At 67.2% G+C, this 20,956-nt stretch carries 17 protein-coding genes, 1 other RNA gene and 1 pseudogene; 17 read left to right on the top strand and 2 right to left on the bottom strand.

Going from position 1 to position 20,956, the window contains the following annotated elements; genetic code table 11:
- Positions 1–31: 31 nt before the first annotated feature.
- Positions 32–391, top strand: an RNA gene (gene rnpB, locus ASD86_RS03960) — RNase P RNA component class A.
- A 382-nt stretch (positions 392–773) separates the two neighbouring features.
- On the opposite strand, the gene ASD86_RS00565 is transcribed toward rnpB, so the two are convergent.
- The gene (locus ASD86_RS00565; RefSeq protein WP_056105826.1) at positions 774–1,373 is read right to left on the bottom strand and encodes an ester cyclase; all 600 of its coding nucleotides are present in this window, start codon (positions 1,371–1,373) and stop codon (positions 774–776) included.
- 469 nt (positions 1,374–1,842) lie between these two features.
- Here ASD86_RS00565 and mraZ point away from each other — a divergent pair, with 469 nt between their 5' ends.
- The 15 genes and pseudogenes from mraZ (at position 1,843) to lpxC (ending at position 19,092) form a co-directional block, all read left to right on the top strand.
- A complete protein-coding gene (gene mraZ, locus ASD86_RS00560; protein WP_036104630.1) occupies positions 1,843–2,289 on the top strand; it encodes a division/cell wall cluster transcriptional repressor MraZ in 447 nt (148 codons plus the stop codon).
- 11 nt (positions 2,290–2,300) lie between these two features.
- A complete protein-coding gene (gene rsmH, locus ASD86_RS00555) occupies positions 2,301–3,344 on the top strand; it encodes a 16S rRNA (cytosine(1402)-N(4))-methyltransferase RsmH (RefSeq protein ID WP_235567622.1) in 1,044 nt (347 codons plus the stop codon).
- Positions 3,341–3,604, top strand: a complete 264-nt coding sequence (gene ftsL, locus ASD86_RS00550) for a cell division protein FtsL (RefSeq protein WP_056105823.1) — start codon at positions 3,341–3,343, stop codon at positions 3,602–3,604. Before rsmH ends, ftsL begins: the two co-directional genes overlap by 4 nt.
- Positions 3,601–5,586, top strand: coding sequence for a penicillin-binding transpeptidase domain-containing protein (locus tag ASD86_RS00545; RefSeq protein ID WP_082577942.1), 1,986 nt, complete (start codon positions 3,601–3,603; stop codon positions 5,584–5,586). Before ftsL ends, ASD86_RS00545 begins: the two co-directional genes overlap by 4 nt.
- An 8-nt stretch (positions 5,587–5,594) precedes the next feature.
- Complete coding sequence (locus ASD86_RS00540; protein ID WP_056106989.1) at positions 5,595–7,055, top strand: UDP-N-acetylmuramoyl-L-alanyl-D-glutamate--2,6-diaminopimelate ligase; 1,461 nt, start codon at positions 5,595–5,597, stop codon at positions 7,053–7,055.
- Complete coding sequence (gene murF / locus ASD86_RS00535) at positions 7,052–8,446, top strand: UDP-N-acetylmuramoyl-tripeptide--D-alanyl-D-alanine ligase (RefSeq protein WP_056105821.1); 1,395 nt, start codon at positions 7,052–7,054, stop codon at positions 8,444–8,446. Before ASD86_RS00540 ends, murF begins: the two co-directional genes overlap by 4 nt.
- Positions 8,436–9,524 carry a phospho-N-acetylmuramoyl-pentapeptide-transferase gene (mraY, locus tag ASD86_RS00530; RefSeq protein WP_036104620.1) on the top strand — a complete coding sequence of 363 codons (1,089 nt, stop codon included), beginning with the start codon at positions 8,436–8,438 and terminating at the stop codon, positions 9,522–9,524. The genes murF and mraY overlap by 11 nt, the downstream gene beginning before the upstream one ends.
- The gene (ftsW, locus tag ASD86_RS00525) at positions 9,524–10,846 is read left to right on the top strand and encodes a putative lipid II flippase FtsW (protein ID WP_056105820.1); all 1,323 of its coding nucleotides are present in this window, start codon (positions 9,524–9,526) and stop codon (positions 10,844–10,846) included. The genes mraY and ftsW overlap by 1 nt, the downstream gene beginning before the upstream one ends.
- Positions 10,843–11,949, top strand: coding sequence for an undecaprenyldiphospho-muramoylpentapeptide beta-N-acetylglucosaminyltransferase (gene murG / locus ASD86_RS00520; RefSeq protein ID WP_056105818.1), 1,107 nt, complete (start codon positions 10,843–10,845; stop codon positions 11,947–11,949). The genes ftsW and murG overlap by 4 nt, the downstream gene beginning before the upstream one ends.
- Before the next feature lie 8 nt (positions 11,950–11,957).
- Positions 11,958–13,391: a UDP-N-acetylmuramate--L-alanine ligase gene (gene murC / locus ASD86_RS00515; RefSeq protein ID WP_056106988.1), complete on the top strand. Its 1,434-nt coding sequence runs from the start codon at positions 11,958–11,960 to the stop codon at positions 13,389–13,391.
- Positions 13,388–14,395 (top strand): D-alanine--D-alanine ligase, encoded by a 1,008-nt coding sequence (locus tag ASD86_RS00510; RefSeq protein WP_056105816.1) that lies wholly within the window; start codon positions 13,388–13,390, stop codon positions 14,393–14,395. Before murC ends, ASD86_RS00510 begins: the two co-directional genes overlap by 4 nt.
- Positions 14,392–15,072 (top strand): annotated as a pseudogene (locus ASD86_RS00505) (cell division protein FtsQ/DivIB); the annotation flags it as partial. The gene ASD86_RS00510 and the pseudogene ASD86_RS00505, both read left to right, overlap by 4 nt.
- Before the next feature lie 56 nt (positions 15,073–15,128).
- Positions 15,129–16,364 carry a cell division protein FtsA gene (gene ftsA / locus ASD86_RS00500; protein ID WP_056105815.1) on the top strand — a complete coding sequence of 412 codons (1,236 nt, stop codon included), beginning with the start codon at positions 15,129–15,131 and terminating at the stop codon, positions 16,362–16,364.
- Between the two features lie 219 nt (positions 16,365–16,583).
- Positions 16,584–17,804 (top strand): cell division protein FtsZ, encoded by a 1,221-nt coding sequence (ftsZ, locus tag ASD86_RS00495; RefSeq protein ID WP_036104606.1) that lies wholly within the window; start codon positions 16,584–16,586, stop codon positions 17,802–17,804.
- 379 nt (positions 17,805–18,183) lie between these two features.
- Positions 18,184–19,092, top strand: a complete 909-nt coding sequence (gene lpxC / locus ASD86_RS00490) for a UDP-3-O-acyl-N-acetylglucosamine deacetylase (RefSeq protein WP_056105813.1) — start codon at positions 18,184–18,186, stop codon at positions 19,090–19,092.
- A gap of 334 nt (positions 19,093–19,426) precedes the next feature.
- On the opposite strand, the gene ASD86_RS00485 is transcribed toward lpxC, so the two are convergent.
- Positions 19,427–19,882 (bottom strand): DUF721 domain-containing protein, encoded by a 456-nt coding sequence (locus ASD86_RS00485; protein WP_096415560.1) that lies wholly within the window; start codon positions 19,880–19,882, stop codon positions 19,427–19,429.
- Between the two features lie 103 nt (positions 19,883–19,985).
- Between ASD86_RS00485 and ASD86_RS00480 the strand changes: the two genes are divergently transcribed.
- Positions 19,986–20,801, top strand: a complete 816-nt coding sequence (locus tag ASD86_RS00480; RefSeq protein ID WP_235567651.1) for a M23 family metallopeptidase — start codon at positions 19,986–19,988, stop codon at positions 20,799–20,801.
- Positions 20,802–20,956: the final 155 nt, after the last annotated feature.

Here is a 20,956-nt window from a genome sequence, read left to right as displayed (position 1 = left end):
TCGGGTCGCGCGCATGCGACAATGCCGACGCGAAGTAGGCCAGGCAGTCGCGTCATCGGGTCGCAAGATCCGGTGCCGAGGAAAGTCCGGGCTCCACAGGGCACGGTGCCAGGTAACGCCTGGGCGGCGCGAGCCGACGGAAAGTGCAACAGAGAGCAGACCGCCGAACGGCCCGCAAGGGTGCGTGGTAAGGGTGAAACGGTGCGGTAAGAGCGCACCGCGAGTCTGGCAACAGACCGGCACGGCAAACCCCACCGGGAGCAAAACCAAATAGGGAGACTATGTCGCGGCCCGCGATGTCTCCGGGTAGGTTGCTTGAGCGTAACGGTGACGTTGCGCCTAGAGGAATGACTGTCCACGACAGAACCCGGCTTATCGGCCCACTTCGCGCTTTTTCCGGCTGCGCCAGAAAAAGCCCAAAATTTGCGTAGCAAATTTCGGGTCCCCGCTATGCGCTTCCAAAACCCCGCCCCTTCGGGGCGCCCCCTTTACTAAAGGGGGCTCTCATACTGGTGGGGCGTGGTGGCGGGTGGTGGCGCAGCTTCTTTGTTTCCGCTTTGTCCTTAGCCCTCTCCCGCTTGCGGGAGAGGGTTGGGTGAGGGCACGCGTCGCTGCAATAGCGGACATGAGCCTCAACTTTCCCTCATCCGGCCCTTCGGGCCACCTTCTCCCGCTTGCGGGGTGAGTGGGCGCCGCTTGCGAGCCATTGGCTCGCGCGCCCGCGAACGCCCAAACACTGTGCGTTTGGGCTGGGGCGGCGAACGCCCGCGTGCTTACGGCGTCGCGCCGATCTGCTTCATGAAGGCCTGGTTATCCCAGAACAGCCACTCCTCGACCATCACCCCGTCCTTCCAGCGGCCGATCGTGGTCATCTCGAGCTTGAACGGCTTGTTCGTCGGGGCCAGGGTCTTGCCGTCGGCCAGCGGCATCGGCTGGCTGAAGGTGCCTTCCATTACGCCCATCACCGCGGTCAGGTCGCCCTGGGCGATCTTGATGGGGTGCTGGCGGATCTTGGTGTCGGGGGCGAACACGAACTGCGGCTTGAGCTCGGCGATGTGCGCGTCCAGGCCGGTGGTGGTTCGGCCGTCGGGGTAGTGGACGACGATGTTCGGGGCGTGACTCTTGTGGAAGTCCTGCCACTGCTGGCCGCTGTAGTGGACGAAATCGAGTTCGTCGAAGGTCTGCAGGTGCTGGTCTTCGCGGGCCTGCTCGGCCTGCCAGCGCTTGAGCAGTTCGGCGTCGGCCGCCGCCGCGGTCAGGGGCAGCCGGTCGGGTTCGCCGCGGCCGCAGCCGGCCAGCAGGGCGACCGCCAGCAGGGCCGACGGCAGGCCGGCGCGCAGGGCGCGGCGGCCGGAAAGGGCGGGTGGGGACATCGGGTGGCTCCAGGGCGCAGGAAAACTTCACGCTAGGCGCGCCCACGTGAACCGGGTGTCGGAATGCGTCGCCCGGCGCCGCGTGCGCTTCTTCCCATGGACAGCGGCGATCGCGCCGTCTTTTTCGATCTTCTGCGCTGATCGGCGTTTCGTGTTGCCCCGCAGCAACGGCGCGGCAACTGTGACGGAGTTCGCGCGAGGGTCACTTTGTGACGTTCAGAGTCTCAAAATATGAGACGAAACAAAGGCTAGTGGATAAGTCTTGAATAAGACTCTGAAGTTCGCTGCAAGCCATTGATGTGCCTAGCGAAATTTACCCCGGAAAGTTGTTGACAACCCTGAGCACCCTGCTAATGTGGGCTTCCGAGGGAAAACCTGGGTTTTTGTGGGTTTTCGAAGGACTACCGCCCAGCCGGGTGAACGAACGAGGTGACCCGTCCGGTAGAGACGGGAACCCCAAAGGTGCGCAATGTTCCAGGGCGAAACCGCCATCACGATCGACGACAAGGGACGGCTGGCGGTACCCACCGCTTACCGCGATCTTGTCGCGCGCGAATGCGACAACCGCCTGGTCATCACCTACAACCCGTTCGAGTCGGGCTCCCTCTACCTGTATCCGCTGTCGATCTGGGAACGCGTCCGCGACCAGGTCAACAAGCTGCCCAAGGTCAAACAGGTCAATCGCAACATGCAGCTCAAGCTGGTCGGCGCGGCCGCGTTCGTCGAACTCGACGGCAACGGCCGCATCACCGTGCCGGCCAGCCACCGCGCCGCGGTGGGCATCGAGAAGAAGGCGGTGTTGCTGGGCATGGGCGACAAATTCGAACTTTGGAGCGAGCAGGCGCACCACGCGCAGATCCGTCAGACCATCTCCGACGACGATCTGAGCGACGAACTGCTCGACCTGCAGCTATGACGGGCGGTGGCATGGAACGCACGCTGACGCGCTCCGGCCACCTTCCCGTGATGTATCGGCAGGTGCTCGACGGCCTGCGGGTACACGGGAACGGAGCCTATCTGGACGGAACGTTCGGACGCGGTGGGCATGCCCGCGGCGTGCTCTCGCAATTGCAGGCCGGAGGCCGACTGCTGGTGATGGACAAGGACCCCGAAGCGATCGCCGTGGCCGAACGCGAGTTCGGCGACGACGCGCGCGTGTCCATCTACCGCGGCAGCTTCGCCGACATGGCGAACTGGGACGCGGCCGCGGCCGGCCTGGACGGCGTGCTGCTCGACCTGGGCGTGTCCTCGCCGCAGTTGGACGTGGCCGAGCGCGGCTTCAGCTTCGGCAAGGACGGCCCGCTCGACATGCGCATGGACCCCGACAGCGGCCACAGCGCGGCGCAGTGGTTGGCCACGGCCGCCGAGAAAGAGATCGCCGACGTGCTGTGGACCTATGGCGAAGAGCGCCAGAGCCGCAAGATCGCCCGCGCCATCGTCGCCCGCCGCGACGCCCAGCCGCTGACCCGCACCGCCCAGCTCGCCGACCTGATCGCCTCGGTGATGCCGCGCGGCGATCAGAAGATCCATCCGGCGACCCGCAGCTTCCAGGCCATTCGCATCTTCATCAACCGCGAACTGGCCGATCTGGAACTCGGCCTGGACGCGGCGCTGTCGCGGCTCAAGCCCGGCGGCCGGCTGGCGGTGATCAGCTTCCATTCGCTGGAAGACCGCATCGTCAAGCAGTTCATCCTGCGTCACGCCAAGGCCCCGCCGGCCAACCGGCGCATGCCGGTCGAGATCGCGTTCACCCCCGACCTGCTGATGATCGGCGGCGCGCAGAAGGCCGAGTACGACGAAACCTCCGAAAACCCGCGCGCGCGCAGCGCGGTGTTGCGGGTGGCTGAGAAGCTGGGATTCGGGATTCGGGATTCGGGATTCGATGAAACTTCGGACCCCGCGGCCTCGCTCGACCCAATCTCCAATCCCCAATCCCCAATCCCGGCGCCACCGCCAGGAGGCGCCCAGTGATGCGCCCGCTGCTGGCCCTGCTGATCGTCGCCAACGTCGTTTCGGCGCTGTTGGTGGTGTTCGCGCGCCATGAGCATCGGCAGTTGTTCGTGCAGCTCAACAAGCTGCAGCGCGAGCGCGACGAGCTCAATATCGAATTCGGCCGGCTGCAACTGGAACAGGCGACCTGGGCCGAGAGCAACCGCATCGATCAGGTCGCGCGCGAGCGGATCGGGATGAAGTTCCCCGAAGGCGCCGAAACCGTGGTGATCCGGCCATGAGCGGCCGCAAGAACAAGCGGCCCGGCCGCAGCGGTCCGCTCGATCGCGTGCTCGGCGAGCGCAGCAATCGCGGCGGCGGCTTCGACCGGCTGGTCGAAAACCTCGGCGAAGGCTTCGCGCGCCTGCGCGAGGACCGCGCGCGCGCCGGCAACAAGCCGCGCGGCCGCAGCGCCCAGTTCAACCTGCGCAACCGGCTGATCCTGGTCGGCGGCACGCTCGGCCTGTGCGCGGTCGCGCTGCTCGGCCGCGCGCTCGACCTGCAGGTGATCCACAACGATTTCTATCGCCAGCAGGGCGACGCGCGCTCGCTGCGCGAAATCCCGATCCCGACCTCGCGCGGCATGATCACCGACCGCAACGGCGAACCGCTGGCGGTGTCGACGCCGGTTGAGTCGATCTGGGGCAACCCGAAGGAACTGGCCAAGAGCCCCGAGCGTCTGCCGGCCCTGGCCAAGGCCCTGGGCGTGGCGCCGGACGAACTGACCCGCAAGCTGTCGCAGCGTTCGGGCAAGGAGTTCATGTACCTCAAGCGCCGGATCAATCCGGACGAGGCCAAGCGGATCCTCGCCTACAAGATTCCCGGTGTGTTCTCGCAGCGCGAATTCCGCCGCTTCTACCCGCAGGGCGAGGCGATGTCGCACGTGTTGGGCTTCACCAACATCGACGACCGCGGCCAGGAAGGCCTGGAGCTCGCGTTCGATCACGAACTGCGCGGCAAGCCCGGGGTCAAGCGGGTGATCCGCGACGGCGCCGGCCGCATCGTCGAGAACGTCGATCTGGTCGAGACCGCCGAGCCGGGCAAGGACATCACCCTGACCCTTGACCGTCGCATCCAGTACCTGACCTACCGCGAACTGCGCCGCGCGCTGATCGACACCGGCGCGAGCAGCGCCTCGGCGGTGGTGCTCGACATCGAGACCGGCGAAGTGCTGGCGATGGCCAACCTGCCGACCTACAACCCGAACCTGCTCGGCGCCGGCAATCGCGATACCCATCGCAACCGCGCGATCACCGACGTGGTCGAGCCGGGTTCGACGATGAAGCCGATCACCGTCGCCGCCGCGCTCAACGCCGGCACGGTCAAGCCCGGCACCCTGGTGCATACCGAGCCGGGCTGGATGCCCAATGGCCGGTACCGCATCACCGACACGCATAACAACGGCACCCTGACCGTCACCGGCGTCATCACCAAGAGTTCCAACGTCGGCGCGGCCAAGCTCGCGCTGCCGCTGCCGAACGACTACTACTACAAGTTCATTCAGGGCTTCGGCTACGGCCGCAAGCCCAACAGCGGTTTCCCGGGCGAGTCCTCGGGCCTGCTCGCGCCGCCGTCGCGCTGGAGCGGCACGACCAAGGCGACCATGTCCTACGGGTACGGTCTGTCGGCCACGCCGATGCAGATCGCGATGGCCTACGCGGCGATGGCCAACGGCGGCAAGTTGATCCAGCCGACCTTCGTCAAGGGCCAGCGCAACGAGCCGCAGCAGGTGCTCGATCCGGCCGTGGCCGGCGAAATCATGCACATGATGCAGACCGTGACCGAGCCGGGCGGCACCGCCAAGCAGGCCGCGATCCTGGGTTATCACGTCGCCGGCAAGACCGGCACCACGCGCAAGTTCAGCGCGACCGGTGGTTATTCGAAGAAGTACGTGTCGCTGTTCGCGGGCGTCGTACCGGTGGAGAAGCCGCGCTTTTCGATGGTGGTCGTGGTCAGCGAACCCGATCCGACCAAGAAGGGTTATTACGGCGGTTCGGTGTCCGGCCCGGTGTTCCGCAACGTCATGGACGGCGCGCTGCGGCTGATGGACGTGGCGCCCGACGACATCGAAACCTGGCTCGCGGTGCAGGCCGCGGCCGAAGCCAAGCGACTCAAGCAGAACGGCGGCAAGCCGAGCGGACCGGTGTTGCCGGCGGCAACGCAGGAGGCCGCGCCGCCACCGCCGATCGCGGCCGGCGCGCTGGCCCCGGGGGGCGTGCGATGAGCCGCCTGATGCCGTTGGCCGACTTGCTGCCCGACATCGCCGGCATCCCCGGCGATCTGCGCATTTCCGGTCTGGTGATGGACAGCCGCGCGGTGCGTCCGGGCGATGCGTTCGTGGCGATCGCCGGGTTCGGCGCGCACGGATTGAAATTCGTCGAGCAGGCGCGCGCGCAGGGCGCGGTCGCGATCCTGTTCGAACCGCCCGCGCCCGACGATCTGCCGGCGCCGGCCGATGCGATCGCGGTGCCGGGTCTGCGTTCGCGCCTGGGCGAAATGGGCGATGCCTTCCATGGCCGCGCGAGCGAAGCGATGACCGTGGTCGGCGTCACCGGCACCAACGGCAAGACCTCGACCGTGCAGCTGATCGCGCAGGCCTGGACCTTGCGCGGCATTCGCTGCGGCAGTGTCGGCACGCTCGGCGCGGGCCTGTACGGCGCGGTCGTGCCGAACGGCTTCACCACGCCGCTGGTATTGCCGCTGCACGAGTTGCTCGCCGACATGCGCGACGGCGGCGCGACCGCGGTGGCGATGGAAGTCAGCTCGCACGCGCTCGATCAGGGTCGGGTCGCCGGCGTGCATTTCGACGTAGGCGTGTTCACTAATCTGACCCGCGATCATCTCGACTACCACGGCGACATGGCGAGCTACGGTGCGGCGAAAGCGCGCTTGTTCGATTGGCCGGGCCTGCAGGCGGCGGCGATCAATCTCGACGACGAGTTCGGCCGCGAACTGATCGCGCAGCTGCCCAAGGGCGTGCGCGCGATCGGGTTGAGCTCGCGCGGCCGCGACGGCGCCACCTTGCGCGCCGACGCGCTGAGTTTCGACAGCCGCGGCATCGGCTTCGATCTGGTCGTCGCCGGCAAGGCGCATCCGGTCGCTTCCAAGTTGCTCGGCCGTTTCAATGTCGACAACCTGCTCGCGGTGGCCGGCGCGCTGTATGCGCTCGACGAAGCGCCGTCGCGGATCGCCGAAACCCTGTCGCAACTCGAACCGATCCACGGCCGCATGAACCGCCTCGGCGGCGATGGCGTGCTACCGCTGGTGGTGATCGACTACGCGCATACGCCCGACGCGCTCGAGCAGGCACTGGCCTCGCTGCGCGCGCACGCCAACGCGCGGCTGATCTGCGTGTTCGGCTGCGGCGGCGAGCGCGATCGCGGCAAGCGTCCGCAGATGGCGGCGATCGCCGAACACGGCGCCGATCTGGTGATCGTCACCGACGACAACCCGCGCGGCGAGGACGGCGACGTCATCGTCGCCGACATTCTCGAAGGCCTGCGCGCGCCGCAGCGCGCGGTGGTGCTGCGCGACCGCCGCGCCGCGATCGAACATGCGATCGGCGAAGCCAGTCCCGACGACATCGTGCTGGTGGCCGGCAAGGGCCACGAGCCTTACCAGGAAATCCACGGCGTGCGCCATGCGTTCGACGATACCCTGATCGCGCAGGCGGCACTGGAGGCGCGCTCATGAGGCGTCTGCTGCTGTCCGAAATCGCGCGCATGACCGGCGGCCGCCTGCACGGCGAGGACGCCGCGATCGACCTGCTGACTACCGACAGCCGCGCGCTGCCGGCGAGCGGCGCGGCGCTGTTCGTCGCGCTCAAGGGCGAGCGCTTCGACGGCCACGATCATGTCGCCAAGCTGCTCGGCACCGCAGTGGCCGGCGCGCTGGTTTCGCGCGAGATCGATGCGGCCATGCCGCAGGTGATCGTCGCCAATACCGAACGCGCGCTGGCCGATCTGGCCACCACCGTGCAGTCGACCCGCGACACGCGGGTGATCGCGATCACCGGCAGCAACGGCAAGACCAGCGTCAAGGCGCTGACCACCGCGATCCTGGAACAGGCCGCGCCGGGCCGGACCTATTCGACCCCGGGCAATCGCAACAACGAGATCGGCCTGCCGCTTGCGGTGCTCGACGCGCCGGAAGACGCGTTGTTCGCGATCTACGAGATGGGCGCGGGCAAGCCCGGCGACATCGATTACCTGGTGCGCGTGGCGCGTCCGCAGGTCGCGGTCGTCAACAACATCGCCGCCGCGCATCTGGAGCGCATGGGCAGCCTGCTGGGCATCGCCGACACCAAGGGCGCGATCTACGACGCGCTGCCGTCCTACGGCGTGGCGGTGATCAATGCCGACGATGCGTTCGCGCCGTACTTCGAAAATCGCGCCTCGGGCCGGCGGATCATCCGCTACGGCATCGACGCCAGCGCGGATGTGACCGCGAAGGACGTTCGCGTCGGCGCGGAGGGTTCGAGCTTCGTGTTGGTGACGCCGCAGGGCGAAGCCCCGGTCGCGCTGAAGCTCAGCGGTCGTCATAACGTGCGCAATGCGCTGGCCGCCGCGGCGCTGGCGCTCGGCGCCGACGTGTCGCTCGCCGCGATCGCCGCCGGCCTCAACGCCGCGTTGCCGGTCGACGGCCGGTTGATCACCCATCGCCTCGACAACGGCGCGGTGCTGATCGACGACAGCTACAACGCCAATCCCGGTTCGACCGCCGCGGCGATCGACACGTTGGCCGAGATGGGCGGCGAAAACTGGCTGGTGCTCGGCGCGATGCGCGAGATCGGCCATGAAGAAGTTGCCATGCACGCCGATATCGGCCGCCGCGCCAAGGCCGCCGGGCTGCGTCGCCTGTACGCGCTCGGCGAACTGCCGACCGCCGCCGCCCAGGCTTTTGGCGACGGCGCGGAAGTGTTCGACAGCCACGACGCGTTGGCGCGCGCGCTCAGCGAGCAGTTGCGCGAAGGCGTGCGGGTGTTGGTGAAAGGTTCGCACAGCAGTGCGATGGACAAGATCGTGACGGCGTTGCTGTCCGCGCATAAGCCCGCACAGGGGAAGGGGACCACGCATGCTGCTTGAACTCACTCGTTGGCTGGAGCAGTTGCAGAGCCTGTTTGGTCTGTTCGGCTATCTGACCTTCCGCGGCATCCTCAGCGCGTTGACCGCGCTCGCCCTGTCGCTGTGGTGGGGCCCGGCGGTGATCCGCAAGCTCGCCCAGTACAAGGGCGGCCAGCCGATCCGCCAGGACGGTCCGCAGACGCATTTTTCCAAGGCCGGCACGCCGACCATGGGCGGCGCGCTGATCCTGATGACGGTGCTGGCCTCGGTGCTGCTGTGGGGCGATCTGCGCAACAGGTATGTGTGGCTGGTGCTCGGCGTGATGCTGTGCTTCGGCGCGATCGGCTGGTACGACGACTGGATCAAGATCGTGCGCCGCGATCCCAATGGTTTGAAGTCGCGTTGGAAGTATCTGCTGCAGTCGATCTTCGGCCTGGCCGCGGGCGCCTTCCTGTACTTCACCGCCGATCCGGCGGTGGTCGCGAGCACGACTTTCTACGTGCCGCTGATCAAGGCGATCGCGATTCCGCTCGGCGCCGGCCTGATCGTGGTCGCGTATTTCTGGATCGTCGGCTTCTCCAACGCGGTCAACCTCACCGACGGCCTCGACGGTCTGGCGATCATGCCAACCGTGCTGGTCGCCTGCGCGCTGGGCGTGTTCGCCTACGCCTCGGGCCATGCCGAGTTCTCCAAGTACCTGCAGATCCCGCAGGTGCCGGGCGCCGGCGAACTGGTGATCATCTGCGCGGCGATCGCCGGCGCGGGCCTGGGCTTTTTGTGGTTCAACACCTATCCGGCGATGGTGTTCATGGGCGACATCGGCGCGCTGGCACTGGGCGCGGTGCTCGGCACCATCGCGGTGATCGTGCGCCAGGAACTGGTGCTGGTGATCATGGGCGGCGTGTTCGTGATCGAAACGCTGTCGGTGATGATCCAGGTCGCCTCGTTCAAGCTGACCGGCAAGCGCGTGTTCCGCATGGCGCCGATCCATCACCACTTCGAACTCAAGGGCTGGCCCGAGCCGCGCGTGATCGTGCGCTTCTGGATCATCTCGGTCGTGCTCGTACTGGTCGGTCTGGCCACTCTCAAGGTCCGTTGATGGAAAACTCCGCGCGCCAGGCAACCCGACTCGACGCCATCCACGGTCGCTACGACCCGTGGCTGTTGTTCGTGTCCATCGCCTTGGCCTGCACCGGCGTGGTCATGGTCGGCTCGGCCTCGCTCGGCGTGGCCGCGACCCACGAAGTCGACGCGTTCTACTTCCTGACCCGCCACCTGATCTTCCTCGGCGTCGGCCTGGGCATGGCGTTCTGGCTGATGCGCACCGAGCTCAAGACCATCGAACAGCACAACCAGTGGCTGCTGCTGGTGTGCATCGTGCTGCTGTTGCTGGTGTTCGTGCCGGTGATCGGCAAGCAGGTCAACGGCGCCAAGCGCTGGATCAATCTTGGCCCGGTCGGTTTTCAGGCGGTCGAGGCGGTGAAGCTGCTGTACATCGTCTGGCTGGCGAGCTACCTCAAGCGTTTCAGCGAAGACATCTCGGCGACCTGGGGCGCGATGCTCAAGCCGATCGGCGTGGCGATCGTGCTGGTCGGCCTGTTGCTGATGCAGCCCGACTTCGGTTCCTCCTCGCTGCTGCTCGCGATCACCGCCGGCATGCTGGTGCTCGGCGGCGTCAACATGCCGCGCATGTTCGGACCGGTGCTGATCGGCCTGCCGATCCTGGCGGTCATCGCGATCGCCGAACCGTACCGCGTCATCCGCCTGACCTCCTTCATGAATCCGTGGAGCGATCCGTTCGGCACCGGTTACCAGCTGACCAATGCGTTGATGGCGGTCGGCCGCGGCGAATGGACCGGGGTCGGCCTGGGCGCGTCGGTGCAGAAGCTGTCGTACCTGCCCGAGGCGCATACCGACTTCATCATGGCGGTGATCGCCGAGGAATTCGGTTTCGCCGGCGTGTGCGCGGTGGTCGGCATGTACGCGCTGCTGACCGGGCGCGCGTTGTGGATCGGGCTGAAGTGCGTGGAGATGCGTCGCCACTTCTCGGGCTACGTCGCGTTCGGCATCGCCTTGTGGATGGGGCTGCAGAGTTTCGTTTCGATCGGGGTCAACCTGGGCCTGTTGCCGACCAAGGGCCTGACCCTGCCGATGATTTCCTCCGGCGGCTCCAGCGTGCTGATGAGCTGCGCGGCGCTGGCGGTGTTGCTGCGCGTGTCTTACGAACTCGATCGCGCTCAGCGCCAGGTCGCGCGTTTGCGCGGCGAAGCGGCGCAGACGACCGCGCCGGCCACGAGCGGCACGCCTTCGACCGCGACTGCGACGCCCGCGGCCGCCGGCGTTGCTCGCAACAGCGACGCCGCGCGCGGCACCAGCCGGCTGCGCGAACGCGTCGAGCCGTCGTTCGGGAGGTCCGCATGAGCGAGCTTCGTACGAATGATCGGCCGGTGATGATTCTCGCGGGTGGCACCGGCGGGCATATCTTCCCGGGTCTGGCGGTGGCCAAGGCGCTGCTGGCGCGGAACGTGCCGGTGTCGTGGCTCGGCGCAGACGGCGGCATGGAAACGCGTCTGGTGCCGCAGCACGGCATCGAGATCGACACCATCGCGATCAGCGGCGTGCGCGGCAAAGGGTTGGCGACGCTGTTGCGCGCGCCGTTCCGGCTGGCCGCGTCGGTGCGCGCCGCGCAGCGCGTGTTGCGCGCGCGCCAGCCGCGCGCGGTGATCAGCTTCGGCGGCTATGCGGCCGGTCCCGGTGGCCTGGCCGCGCGTCTGGCCGGCGTGCCGCTGATCGTGCACGAACAAAATCGCGCCCCGGGCATGACCAACCGCGTGCTGTCGCGTTTCGCGCGCCGCGTGCTGACCGGTTTTCCGGACACCTTCGCCGGTGGCCAGGAAGAAGTGGTCGGCAACCCGGTGCGCGCCGAGATCGCCGCGGTCGCGCCGCCCGCGCAGCGTTTCGCCGAACGCAGCGGCCCCTTGCGGCTGCTGGTGCTCGGCGGCAGCCAGGGCGCGCGCGCCTTGAATCAGGCGGTGCCCGCTGCGATCGCCGGTCTGCGCGGCCGCGTGCCCTGCGAAGTGCGCCATCAAAGCGGCGAGAAGCTGCGCGCTGACGCCGAACAGGCGTATGCGAACGCCGACGTGATCGCATCGGTCGAACCGTTCATCGCCGACATGGCGGCCGCGTATGCCTGGGCCGATCTGGTCGTCTGTCGTTCGGGCGCGTTGACTCTCGCCGAGCTGTGCGCGGCCGGCGTCGGCAGCGTGCTGGTGCCGTTCCCGCAGGCGGTCGACGACCACCAGACCAAGAACGCGCGTTTTCTGGTCGATCGCGGCGCCGCGCAGTTGCTGCCGCAGGCCGGCGACGACCTCGGCGCGCGCCTGTCGGCGACCATCGAAATCCTCGCCGAACGCGGCGTGCTGTTGCAGATGGCCGAAGCGGCGCGAAGCATCGCCAAACCCGACGCGGCCGATCGCGTCGCCGACATCGTATTGGAGCAGTCGAACATGAAGGAGCCGGCATGAGCACGGCATTGCGCCGCCGCCTGCAGCACACCGGCGACCTGGCCAAGGCGTTTCCGCGCGTGCATTTCGTCGGTATCGGCGGCACCGGCATGAGCGGGATAGCGGAAGTGATGTGCACGCTCGGCTATCAGGTGTCGGGTTCGGATACGGCCGACAACGCCGTCACCCGTCGCTTGACCGCGATGGGCGCGAACGTGCATCGCGGCCACGCCGCGTCGAACGTGCTCGGCGCCGACTGCGTGGTCGTGTCCAGCGCGATCAAGCGCGACAACCCCGAATTGATGGAAGCGCGCGCGCAGCGAATTCCGGTGGTGCCGCGCGCGGAGATGCTGGCCGAGCTGATGCGCTTCCGCCGCGGGATCGCGGTGGCCGGAACCCACGGCAAGACCACGACGACCTCGCTGGCCGCTAGCGTGCTGGCCGAGGGTGGCATCGATCCGACCTTCGTGATCGGCGGCAAGCTGCTGGCGGCCGGCGCGAACGCCGGTCTCGGCGGCGGCCAGTGGCTGGTGGCCGAGGCCGACGAGAGCGACGGCAGCTTCCTGCGCCTGAATCCGCAGATCGCCATCGTCACCAACATCGACGCCGATCACCTGGAAAACTACTGCGGCGATTTCGCCAAGGTCCAGGCCGCGTTCGAGGAATTTCTGCACCGGTTGCCGTTCTACGGGCTGGCGGTGCTGTGCATCGACGACCCCAACGTCGCCAAGCTCGCCGCGGAAACCCCGCGCCATGTGATGACCTACGGCTTCGACGAAACCGCCGACGTGCGCGCCGAAGACGTCAGCCAGACCGGCGGCGCGATGCATTTCACCCTGTGCCTGCCCGATGCGACCCGCACCGCGGTGACCTTGGCGTTGCCCGGCCGGCACAACGTGCAGAACGCGTTGGCGGCGTGCGCGGTCGCCTGGCAACTCGGCGTCCAGCCCGATGCGATCGCGCGCGCACTGGAAAAATTCGAAGGCATCGGCCGTCGCTTCAATCTGCTGGCGCAACTGCAGACCGACAAGGGCGCGACCGTGCAACTGGTCGACGACTATGGCCATCACCCGAAGGAACTCGAGGCGGTGTTCGCCGCGGCGCGTGGCGGCTGGCCGGACAAGCGGTTGGTGGTCGCGTTCCAGCCGCATCGTTACAGCCGCACGCGCGACCTGTTCGACGATTTCGCCGCGGTGCTTTCGTCGGTGGATGCGCTGGTGCTGACCGAGGTGTATCCGGCCGGCGAAGCGCCGATCGCCGGCGCCGACGCGAAGTCGCTGGCGCGCGCGATCCGCGCGCGCGGCCGCATCGATCCGGTGGTGGTCGGCGGCGCGGGTGATCTGGCCGGCGTGTTGCCGGATGTATTGAACGACGGCGATCTGCTGTTGCTGATGGGCGCCGGCGATATCGGCGCGGCGGCGCAGCAGCTCGCCAGCCAGGGTTTCCAGGGAGAATCGAAGTGAGTCTGCAGTTTGCCCCGCTCCGCGTCACCGATCCGGCCGTGTTCGGCCGCGTCGCCGTGCTGATGGGCGGCACCAGCGCCGAGCGCGAGGTGTCGCTGGATTCCGGCCGCGGCGTGCTCGAAGCGCTACGTTCGCGCGGCGTGGACGCGTTCGCGGTCGATGGCATTCCGGCGTTGATCGAAGCCATTCGCGCGGGCAGCGTCGACCGCGTGTTCAACATCCTGCACGGCAACAAGGGCGGCGGCGAAGACGGCGTGCTGCAGGGCGTGCTCGAAGCGCTCGGCGTTCCCTACACCGGATCGGACGTGCTCGGCTCGGCCCTGGCGATGGACAAGATCCGCACCAAGCAGGTGTGGATGGCGGCCGGCCTGCCGACTCCGCGCTATCGCCGCATCGCCAAGGGCGACGACGTGCATGCCGCGGCCCAGGCGATCGGCCTGCCGGTGATCATCAAGCCGTCCAGCGAAGGCTCCAGCGTCGGCGTGTCGCGCGTGCTCAAGGACGCCGATATCGACGAGGCGGTCGAACTGGCCGCGCGCTATCCCGGCGAAATGCTGATGGAGCAGATGGTGATCGGCGACGAACTCACCGTCGCGGTGCTGATCAATGGCGAGGGCTACAGCGCGCTGCCGTCGATCCGGATCGTGCCGAAGGGCGAGTGGTACGACTATCACGCCAAGTACATCGCCGATGACACCCAATACCTGTGTCCCGGCCTGGAAGGCGTCGACGAAGCCGAAATCCGCCGCATGGCGATGGAAGCCTTCGTCGCCGCCGGCTGCAAGGGTTGGGGCCGGGTCGACGTGATGCGCGACCGCGACAGCGGCCAGATGTATCTGATCGAGGTCAACACCGCGCCGGGCATGACCAGCCATTCGCTGGTGCCCAAGGCCGCGCGTCAGATCGGGATCGAATACGACGAGCTGTGCTGGCGCGTGCTCGAAGCAACCGTGGTCATGTCGTCCGCGACCGATACGGCCGCGGTAGGAGGTGCGACGGCGTGAACGCCATGCTCCGCCTCGTCGGATGGTTGCTTGCGCTGGCCTTGGTCGCGCTGCCGGTCGTCGCCGTGCTCAACGGCTGGATCGGCGCGAACCAGTGGCCGCTCAAGCGACTGCGCGTGACCGGCGAGTTCGAGCGGGTGGATGCGACGGCGTTGCGCAAGACCTTGCTGCCGTATGCGCAGCGCGGCTTCTTCGCGGTCGATCTGGCGTCGGCGCAGGTCGCGGTCGCCAAGCTGCCGTGGGTCGGCCATGCCGAAGTGCGCAAGCGCTGGCCCGACGTGCTGGAAGTGACCGTGATCGAGCACAAGCCGTTCGCGCGCTGGGGCCAGGATCGTTTGTTGTCGGAGCAAGGACGTTTGTTTCCGACCGCCAACATCCAGGTGCCGGCCAACCTGCCGCAGTTCGCCGGGCCGGAAAGCCGGATCAAGGACGTGGTGGCGCTCTACAACGAATCGCGCGAGTTGTTCGCGCCGGTGGGACTGGACGTGCGCCAGGTCGAAGTCGACCAGCGCGGCAGCTGGACCCTCGGCCTGGCCAACGGCGCGCAGATCGTGGTCGGCCGCAACGAGGCGCGCGCGCGCCTGAGCCGCTTCGTCAAGCTGCTGCCGCAGTTGATGGCGCAGCGGGTGCAGGTGCTGGCGCGCGCCGACCTTCGTTACACCAATGGTTTTTCGCTGTCGTGGGCGCCCGTGCAGGCACCCGCGGCCGCACCGAAACAGCAGCAAGGACAGTCATGAACCGCAAAGGCGACAAGTCGCTGATCGTTGGCCTCGACATCGGCACCTCCAAGGTGGTGGCGCTGGTGGGCGAGTATTCGCCTGGCAATCCCATCGAAGTGATCGGCATCGGCTCGCACGAATCGCGCGGGCTCAAGCGCGGCGTGGTCGTCGACATCGAATCGACCGTGCAGTCGATCCAGCGCGCGATCGAGGAGGCCGAGCTGATGGCCGGCTGCGAAATCCGCTCGGTCTACGCCTCGATTTCCGGCAATCACATCCAGTGCCGCAACTCGCAGGGCATCGCGCCGATCCGCGACGGCGAGGTCACCTACGGCGATCTCGATCGGGTCCTGGATGCGGCCAAGGCGGTGGCGATCCCGGCCGATCAGAAGATCCTGCACGCGATTCCGCGCGACTACGTGCTCGACGATTCGCAGGAAGGCATCCGCAACCCGGTCGGCATGACCGGCGTGCGCCTGGAGGTGCATGCGCATCTGGTGGTGTGCGCGCAGTCGGCCGCGGCCAACATCAGCAAGTGCGTGCAGCGCTGCGGCCTGCAGGTCGACGATCTGATCCTCGGTGTGCTGGCTTCGAGCAACGCGGTGCTGACCAACGACGAACGCGAGCTGGGCGTGGTGCTGGTCGATATCGGCGCGGGCACCACCGACATTTCGGTGTTCGTGCAGGGCGCGATCGCGCACAGCGCGTCGTTGCCGATCGCCGGCGACAAGGTCACCGAAGACATCGCCCACATGCTGCGCACGCCCACGCCGGAAGCCGAGCAGATCAAGGTGCGCTACGCCTGCGCGCTGGCGCAGATGGCGACCGCCGAGGAATCGATCCAGGTGCCGAGCGTCGGCGATCGTCCGCCGCGGCGCATGCCGCGTCACTCGCTGGCGCAGGCGGTGCAAGCGCGTTACGAGGAAATCTTCGAAATGATCCAGGCCGAACTGCGCCGTTCGGGCTTCGAGCATCACGTTCGCGCCGGCATGGTCCTGACCGGCGGCGCGGCCAAGATGGAAGGCGTGGTCGAACTGGCCGAGGAAATGCTGCAGATGCCGGTGCGCGTGGGCATTCCGCAGCACGTCACCGGCCTGGGCGAAGTGGTCGGCAACCCGGTTCACGCCACTGGCGTGGGTTTGTTGCTGATGGGCAGCCAGATCGAAAACCCGCGTCGCCCGGTGATCTCCACCGGTCGCGCCGGCAGCTTCTTCAACAAGATCAAGAACTGGTATCGCGGCGAGTTTTGAAGGCCGGGATTCGGGAGTTGGGATTCGAGATTAGTAACAGCAAGAGCAAGAGCGTTAGCAACAGCACTGGCAGGTTGTAGCAGCGGCAGCGGCAACGGCAACACATAGCAACTTAAAACCAAAAACGTCGAAGACGAGGGCATCGAGACAGGGACGGAGCGCTTTTCCGAATCCCAAATCCCGAATCCCAAATCCCGGCACTTATAAGAGGACGAGAACATGGCACATTTCGAATTGGTTGAAAAAATGGCCCCGAACGCGGTCATTAAGGTCGTTGGCGTGGGCGGCGGCGGCGGTAACGCCGTGGCGCACATGGTCAGCGGTAACGTCGATGGCGTGGAATTCATCACCGCCAACACCGACGCGCAGGCGATCAAGAACTGCGGCGCCAAGCTGCAGCTGCAGCTCGGCAGCAACGTCACCAAGGGCCTGGGCGCCGGCGCGAATCCGGAAGTCGGCCGTCAGGCGGCGCTGGAAGATCGCGAACGCATCATGGACGCGCTGACCGGCGCTGATATGGTCTTCATCACCGCCGGCATGGGCGGCGGCACCGGCACCGGCGCTGCGCCGGTGGTCGCGCAACTCGCCAAAGAGATGGGCATCCTGACCGTCGCGGTCGTGACCAAGCCGTTCCCGTTCGAAGGCCGCCGCCGCATGCAGGTCGCGCTCAAGGGCATCGAAGAGCTGTCGCACCACTGCGATTCGCTGATCACGATCCCCAACGAGAAGCTGATCACCGTGCTCGGCCGCAACGCGACCATGATCCAGGCCTTCCGCGCCGCCAACGACGTGCTGCTCGGCGCGGTGCAGGGCATCGCCGATCTGATCGTGCGTCCGGGTTTGATCAACGTCGACTTCGCCGACGTGCGCACGGTCATGAGCGAGATGGGCCTGGCGATGATGGGCACCGGCGCGGCACGCGGCGACGATCGCGCGCAGGCCGCGGCCGAGTCGGCGATCCAGAACCCGCTGCTCGACGACGTCAATCTGGCCGGCGCCAACGGCATCCTGGTCAACATCACCGCCGGTCCGGACTTCACCATGGCCGAGTTCGACGAAGTGGGCCGCACCATCGAAGGCTTCGCTTCCGAAGACGCGACCGTGGTCATCGGCACCGTGCTCGATCCGGACATGCAGGACGAAGTCCGCGTCACCGTGGTCGCCACCGGCCTCAACCGTGTCGCCACCAAGCAGTCGGTGCGCGGTTCGGGTTACGAGCGCGAATCGCAGCGCGCGCCGATCCAGCTGGTGCGCAACGCGACCACCGGTCAGCCCGAGTTCGGCGCGATGGACGACGTCGGCCATGCGCCGATGCCGAGCTTCGGCGGCAGCCTGCGCGGCAGCTCGCGTCAGGAACCGACCGGTCCGGCCGTGGCCGATTTCGGCAGCGACAACAGCTACCTGGATATCCCGGCGTTCCTGCGCCGCCAGGCGGACTGAAAATCAGGAACGAGTAGGGAAGAGTGAGAAACGAGTAGAAGCCTCGCTCCTACTCACTCCTCACTCCTCTGAACTCGTTTCTGCTGTAAACCACCAAGGGCCGGACTCGTCCCCGGCCCGAGGCATCTTGCCCCGGCGTGAGCGCGGGGCTTTGGGCCGGTCGGCCCGACCCGTAAAGGCGGGCCGACCGGTCAGTTTGACGAGCGCTGTTGACAACGGCGGGATGCTGTGTCCTTTTCGTTCAGGTTCAGCTACCCCCGTGCTAACCTTGCGCGGTTTCGTGCCCGTCCCCATTAGCTATCCGTCCGTCCGGACCTGTTCGCCCGTCGGTCGGCCAGCCAGCAGAACCAGAACACTCGCGGAAGAAGTCCCCACGACCATGCTGCGTCAGCGCACCCTCAAGAACGTGATCCGCGCCACCGGCGTGGGCCTGCACAGCGGCGACAAGGTGTTCCTCACCCTGCGCCCGGCCCCGGTGGACACCGGCATCGTGTTTCGCCGCACCGACCTCGACCCCGTGGTCGAGATGCCCGCGCGCGCCGATCTGGTCACCGAAACCACTCTGTGCACTGGCCTTACCTACGGCGTCGGCAAGGTCATGACGGTCGAGCATCTGCTCTCGGCCATGGCCGGCCTGGGCATCGACAACTGCATCGTCGAGCTGTCCGCGCCGGAAGTGCCGATCATGGACGGCTCGGCCGGTCCGTTCGTATTCCTGCTGCAGTCCGCCGGCATCGCCGAGCAGGACGCGCCGAAGCGTTTCATCCGCATCAAGCATCCGGTGGAAGTGCGCGAAGGCGACAAGGTCGCGCGCTTCGAGCCGTTCGACGGCTTCCGCCTCGGTTTCACCGTGGTCTTCGACCATCCGGCGATCCCGGCCTCGCAGTCGCGCGCGGAAGTGCGGTTCTCCACCGAGAACTACATCCGCGAAGTCAGCCGCGCCCGCACCTTCGGTTTCATGCGCGATCTGGAATACATGCGCGAGCGCAACCTCGGCCTGGGCGGCTCGATGGACAACGCGATCGTGCTCGACGAATTCCGCGTGCTCAACGACGACGGCCTGCGTTACGCCGACGAATTCGTCCGCCACAAGATCCTCGATGCGGTCGGCGACCTGTACCTCGCCGGCCACGCCATCATCGGCGCCTACGAGGGCTACAAGTCCGGCCACGCGCTCAACAACAAGCTGGTGCGCGCCCTGCTGGCCGAGCGTTCGGCCTGGGAACTGGTCAGCTACAGCGGCTCCGAGCCGGTGCCTGTGGCTTACGGCGAGCCGGCGCTCGCCTGAGCAGAAACGAGTGCAGAGGAGTGAGGAGTGAGTAAGAGCCCACGCGGCTCTACTCGTTCCTCACTCCTCTGCACTCGTTTCTCCAGACCGCCCCGCGTTCGCCCAACCTGAACGCGCACCCTCAGCGGCCTGTGACGTCTGCCCAGGAAAGTCAGGAACGTTAACTCGATCACACTCGTGAACGGTGCGTGACGGCTTAACTAATTTCTAACGAAACTTTTCCGGAAAGCTAGTGAAGGCTTAACAAAAGCCCCGGGTTGGGCCAGTAGGATGCCCCGACCCCGACACTCGGACCCCCGTCGGTACGCATCCCACCATGCGGCCCTACCGAGTGTCAGCCGGCATCGCTGGACCCCGACGGATCGGGTTTCTTCAACGATGCCAGCGCGGCCTGCAGCGACATGAGCGTCGCGGCCGACATGGGTTTGGCCTTCCGTACCGGTGCTGCCACCGGGTTCGGGATCGTCGTCTTGACGACGAATTCGGCCGCGTCCAGTCCGATGGATCGGGCTGCGTCGAGCAGTTCCGGAGCCGCGAGCCGCAACTTGGCCCGCCACACCGGGGCATCGACGACAAACACGAGCCTGCCGCGTTCGAAGTTGGCCAGCCGCGCATGCGCGGCGAGCGAAGGCGGCAGGTAGGGGCGTAACCGACGGTCCAATCCTTCCAGCCACAGCGCTCGGCGGATCGGGTTGTTGCCAGCGGGATCTTCGAGCAAGGCATCCATGGCGATGCGCGGCGTCGAGGACTTCCGCGGCGGCGACTTCGGCTTGGGCTTGTAATCAGACATCGGACACATGACCTATCAATCCATCGTAAACAACACGCGCGCCAGGCTGGACCATCTGTTCCAGCAGGCCGGCCGGATCGGCGCCCGCCGTCCCGCCCTCGCCATGGCGCTGTTGCTCGGCACCGGTGTCGCGGTCGGTGCCGGCGCCGGCCTCGCCGACAACCGCATGCTACGCGCCGAACTGGCCCAGCAGCACGCGCAGATCGCCGCCACCCGGCTCGACGCGCAACGCGAGATCAACGCCCTGGCCGCGCGCATGGGCGAACTGCAGGCCGAGGCCAACCGCCTCAATGCGCTCGGCGAACGCCTGACCCGCATCGGCCAGTTGCAGGACGGCGAATTCGATTTCGACAAGCCGGTCGGCGTCGGTGGCGCGGGCCCGGTCCGCGACATGGCCAAGCCCGAGCTCAACGCCGGCATGGACAAGCTCGCCAGCCAGTTCAAGGCCTCCGGTGAACAGCTGTCGGTGCTCGAGTCGCTGCTGTTCAATCGCCAGATCGACATGAACGCGGTGCCTTCGCGCGCTCCGATCGCCAACAGCTACATCACCTCCGGCTTCGGCGGCCGCGCCGATCCGTTCAACGGCGGCGCCGCGTTCCACAAGGGCATCGATTTCGAAGCCGACGTCGGCGACCCGGTGCTGGCCGTGGCCGACGGCGTGGTCAGCTACTCGGGCGTGCGCTCGGGCTACGGCAACGTGGTCGAGATCGATCACGGCAACGGCTACGTGACCCGCTACGCGCACAACTCCCGCCTGCTGATGAAGGTCGGCGAGCTGGCGCGCGCGGGCCAGGAGATCGCCAAGGCCGGTTCCAGCGGCCGTTCCACTGGCGCCCACGTGCATTTCGAGGTCTGGGAAAGCGGCCGGGTGGTCAATCCGGTCAAGTTCCTCAATCAGCAGTCGCCGCTCAAAGGGTGAAACGGGGCGCTCGCGAGCCACTGGCTCGCGGCCCGTTGAATCACCGCCGCGACGGGCTGGGGTGAAGCGGGCTTGCTTGCGAGCCACTGGCTCGCAGCCCGCTGAACGACCGCCGCATCGCGGCGGGCCGGAAGCACACTCCCAATCTCGCCGGT

This window comes from Lysobacter sp. Root690, from assembly GCF_001427785.1.
Taxonomy (GTDB): domain Bacteria; phylum Pseudomonadota; class Gammaproteobacteria; order Xanthomonadales; family Xanthomonadaceae; genus Lysobacter.
Note: the sequence above shows the minus strand (reverse complement) of the source record. Positions and strands in the feature narration are given on the sequence as shown.

What these genes read in the sequence shown, in the direction of transcription:
- ASD86_RS00485 (WP_096415560.1), bottom strand. Translation starts at nt 19,882, where the DNA reads ATGTCTGATTACAAGCCCAAGCCGAAGTCGCCGCCGCGGAAGTCCTCG.
- ASD86_RS00545 (WP_082577942.1), top strand. Translation starts at nt 3,601, where the DNA reads ATGAGCGGCCGCAAGAACAAGCGGCCCGGCCGCAGCGGTCCGCTCGAT.
- ftsW (WP_056105820.1), top strand. Translation starts at nt 9,524, where the DNA reads ATGGAAAACTCCGCGCGCCAGGCAACCCGACTCGACGCCATCCACGGT.
- ASD86_RS00480 (WP_235567651.1), top strand. Translation starts at nt 19,986, where the DNA reads ATGGCGCTGTTGCTCGGCACCGGTGTCGCGGTCGGTGCCGGCGCCGGC.
- ASD86_RS00540 (WP_056106989.1), top strand. Translation starts at nt 5,595, where the DNA reads ATGCCGTTGGCCGACTTGCTGCCCGACATCGCCGGCATCCCCGGCGAT.
- mraZ (WP_036104630.1), top strand. Translation starts at nt 1,843, where the DNA reads ATGTTCCAGGGCGAAACCGCCATCACGATCGACGACAAGGGACGGCTG.
- murF (WP_056105821.1), top strand. Translation starts at nt 7,052, where the DNA reads ATGAGGCGTCTGCTGCTGTCCGAAATCGCGCGCATGACCGGCGGCCGC.
- rsmH (WP_235567622.1), top strand. Translation starts at nt 2,301, where the DNA reads ATGGAACGCACGCTGACGCGCTCCGGCCACCTTCCCGTGATGTATCGG.
- lpxC (WP_056105813.1), top strand. Translation starts at nt 18,184, where the DNA reads ATGCTGCGTCAGCGCACCCTCAAGAACGTGATCCGCGCCACCGGCGTG.
- ASD86_RS00565 (WP_056105826.1), bottom strand. Translation starts at nt 1,373, where the DNA reads ATGTCCCCACCCGCCCTTTCCGGCCGCCGCGCCCTGCGCGCCGGCCTG.
- ftsZ (WP_036104606.1), top strand. Translation starts at nt 16,584, where the DNA reads ATGGCACATTTCGAATTGGTTGAAAAAATGGCCCCGAACGCGGTCATT.
- ftsA (WP_056105815.1), top strand. Translation starts at nt 15,129, where the DNA reads ATGAACCGCAAAGGCGACAAGTCGCTGATCGTTGGCCTCGACATCGGC.
- mraY (WP_036104620.1), top strand. Translation starts at nt 8,436, where the DNA reads ATGCTGCTTGAACTCACTCGTTGGCTGGAGCAGTTGCAGAGCCTGTTT.
- murG (WP_056105818.1), top strand. Translation starts at nt 10,843, where the DNA reads ATGAGCGAGCTTCGTACGAATGATCGGCCGGTGATGATTCTCGCGGGT.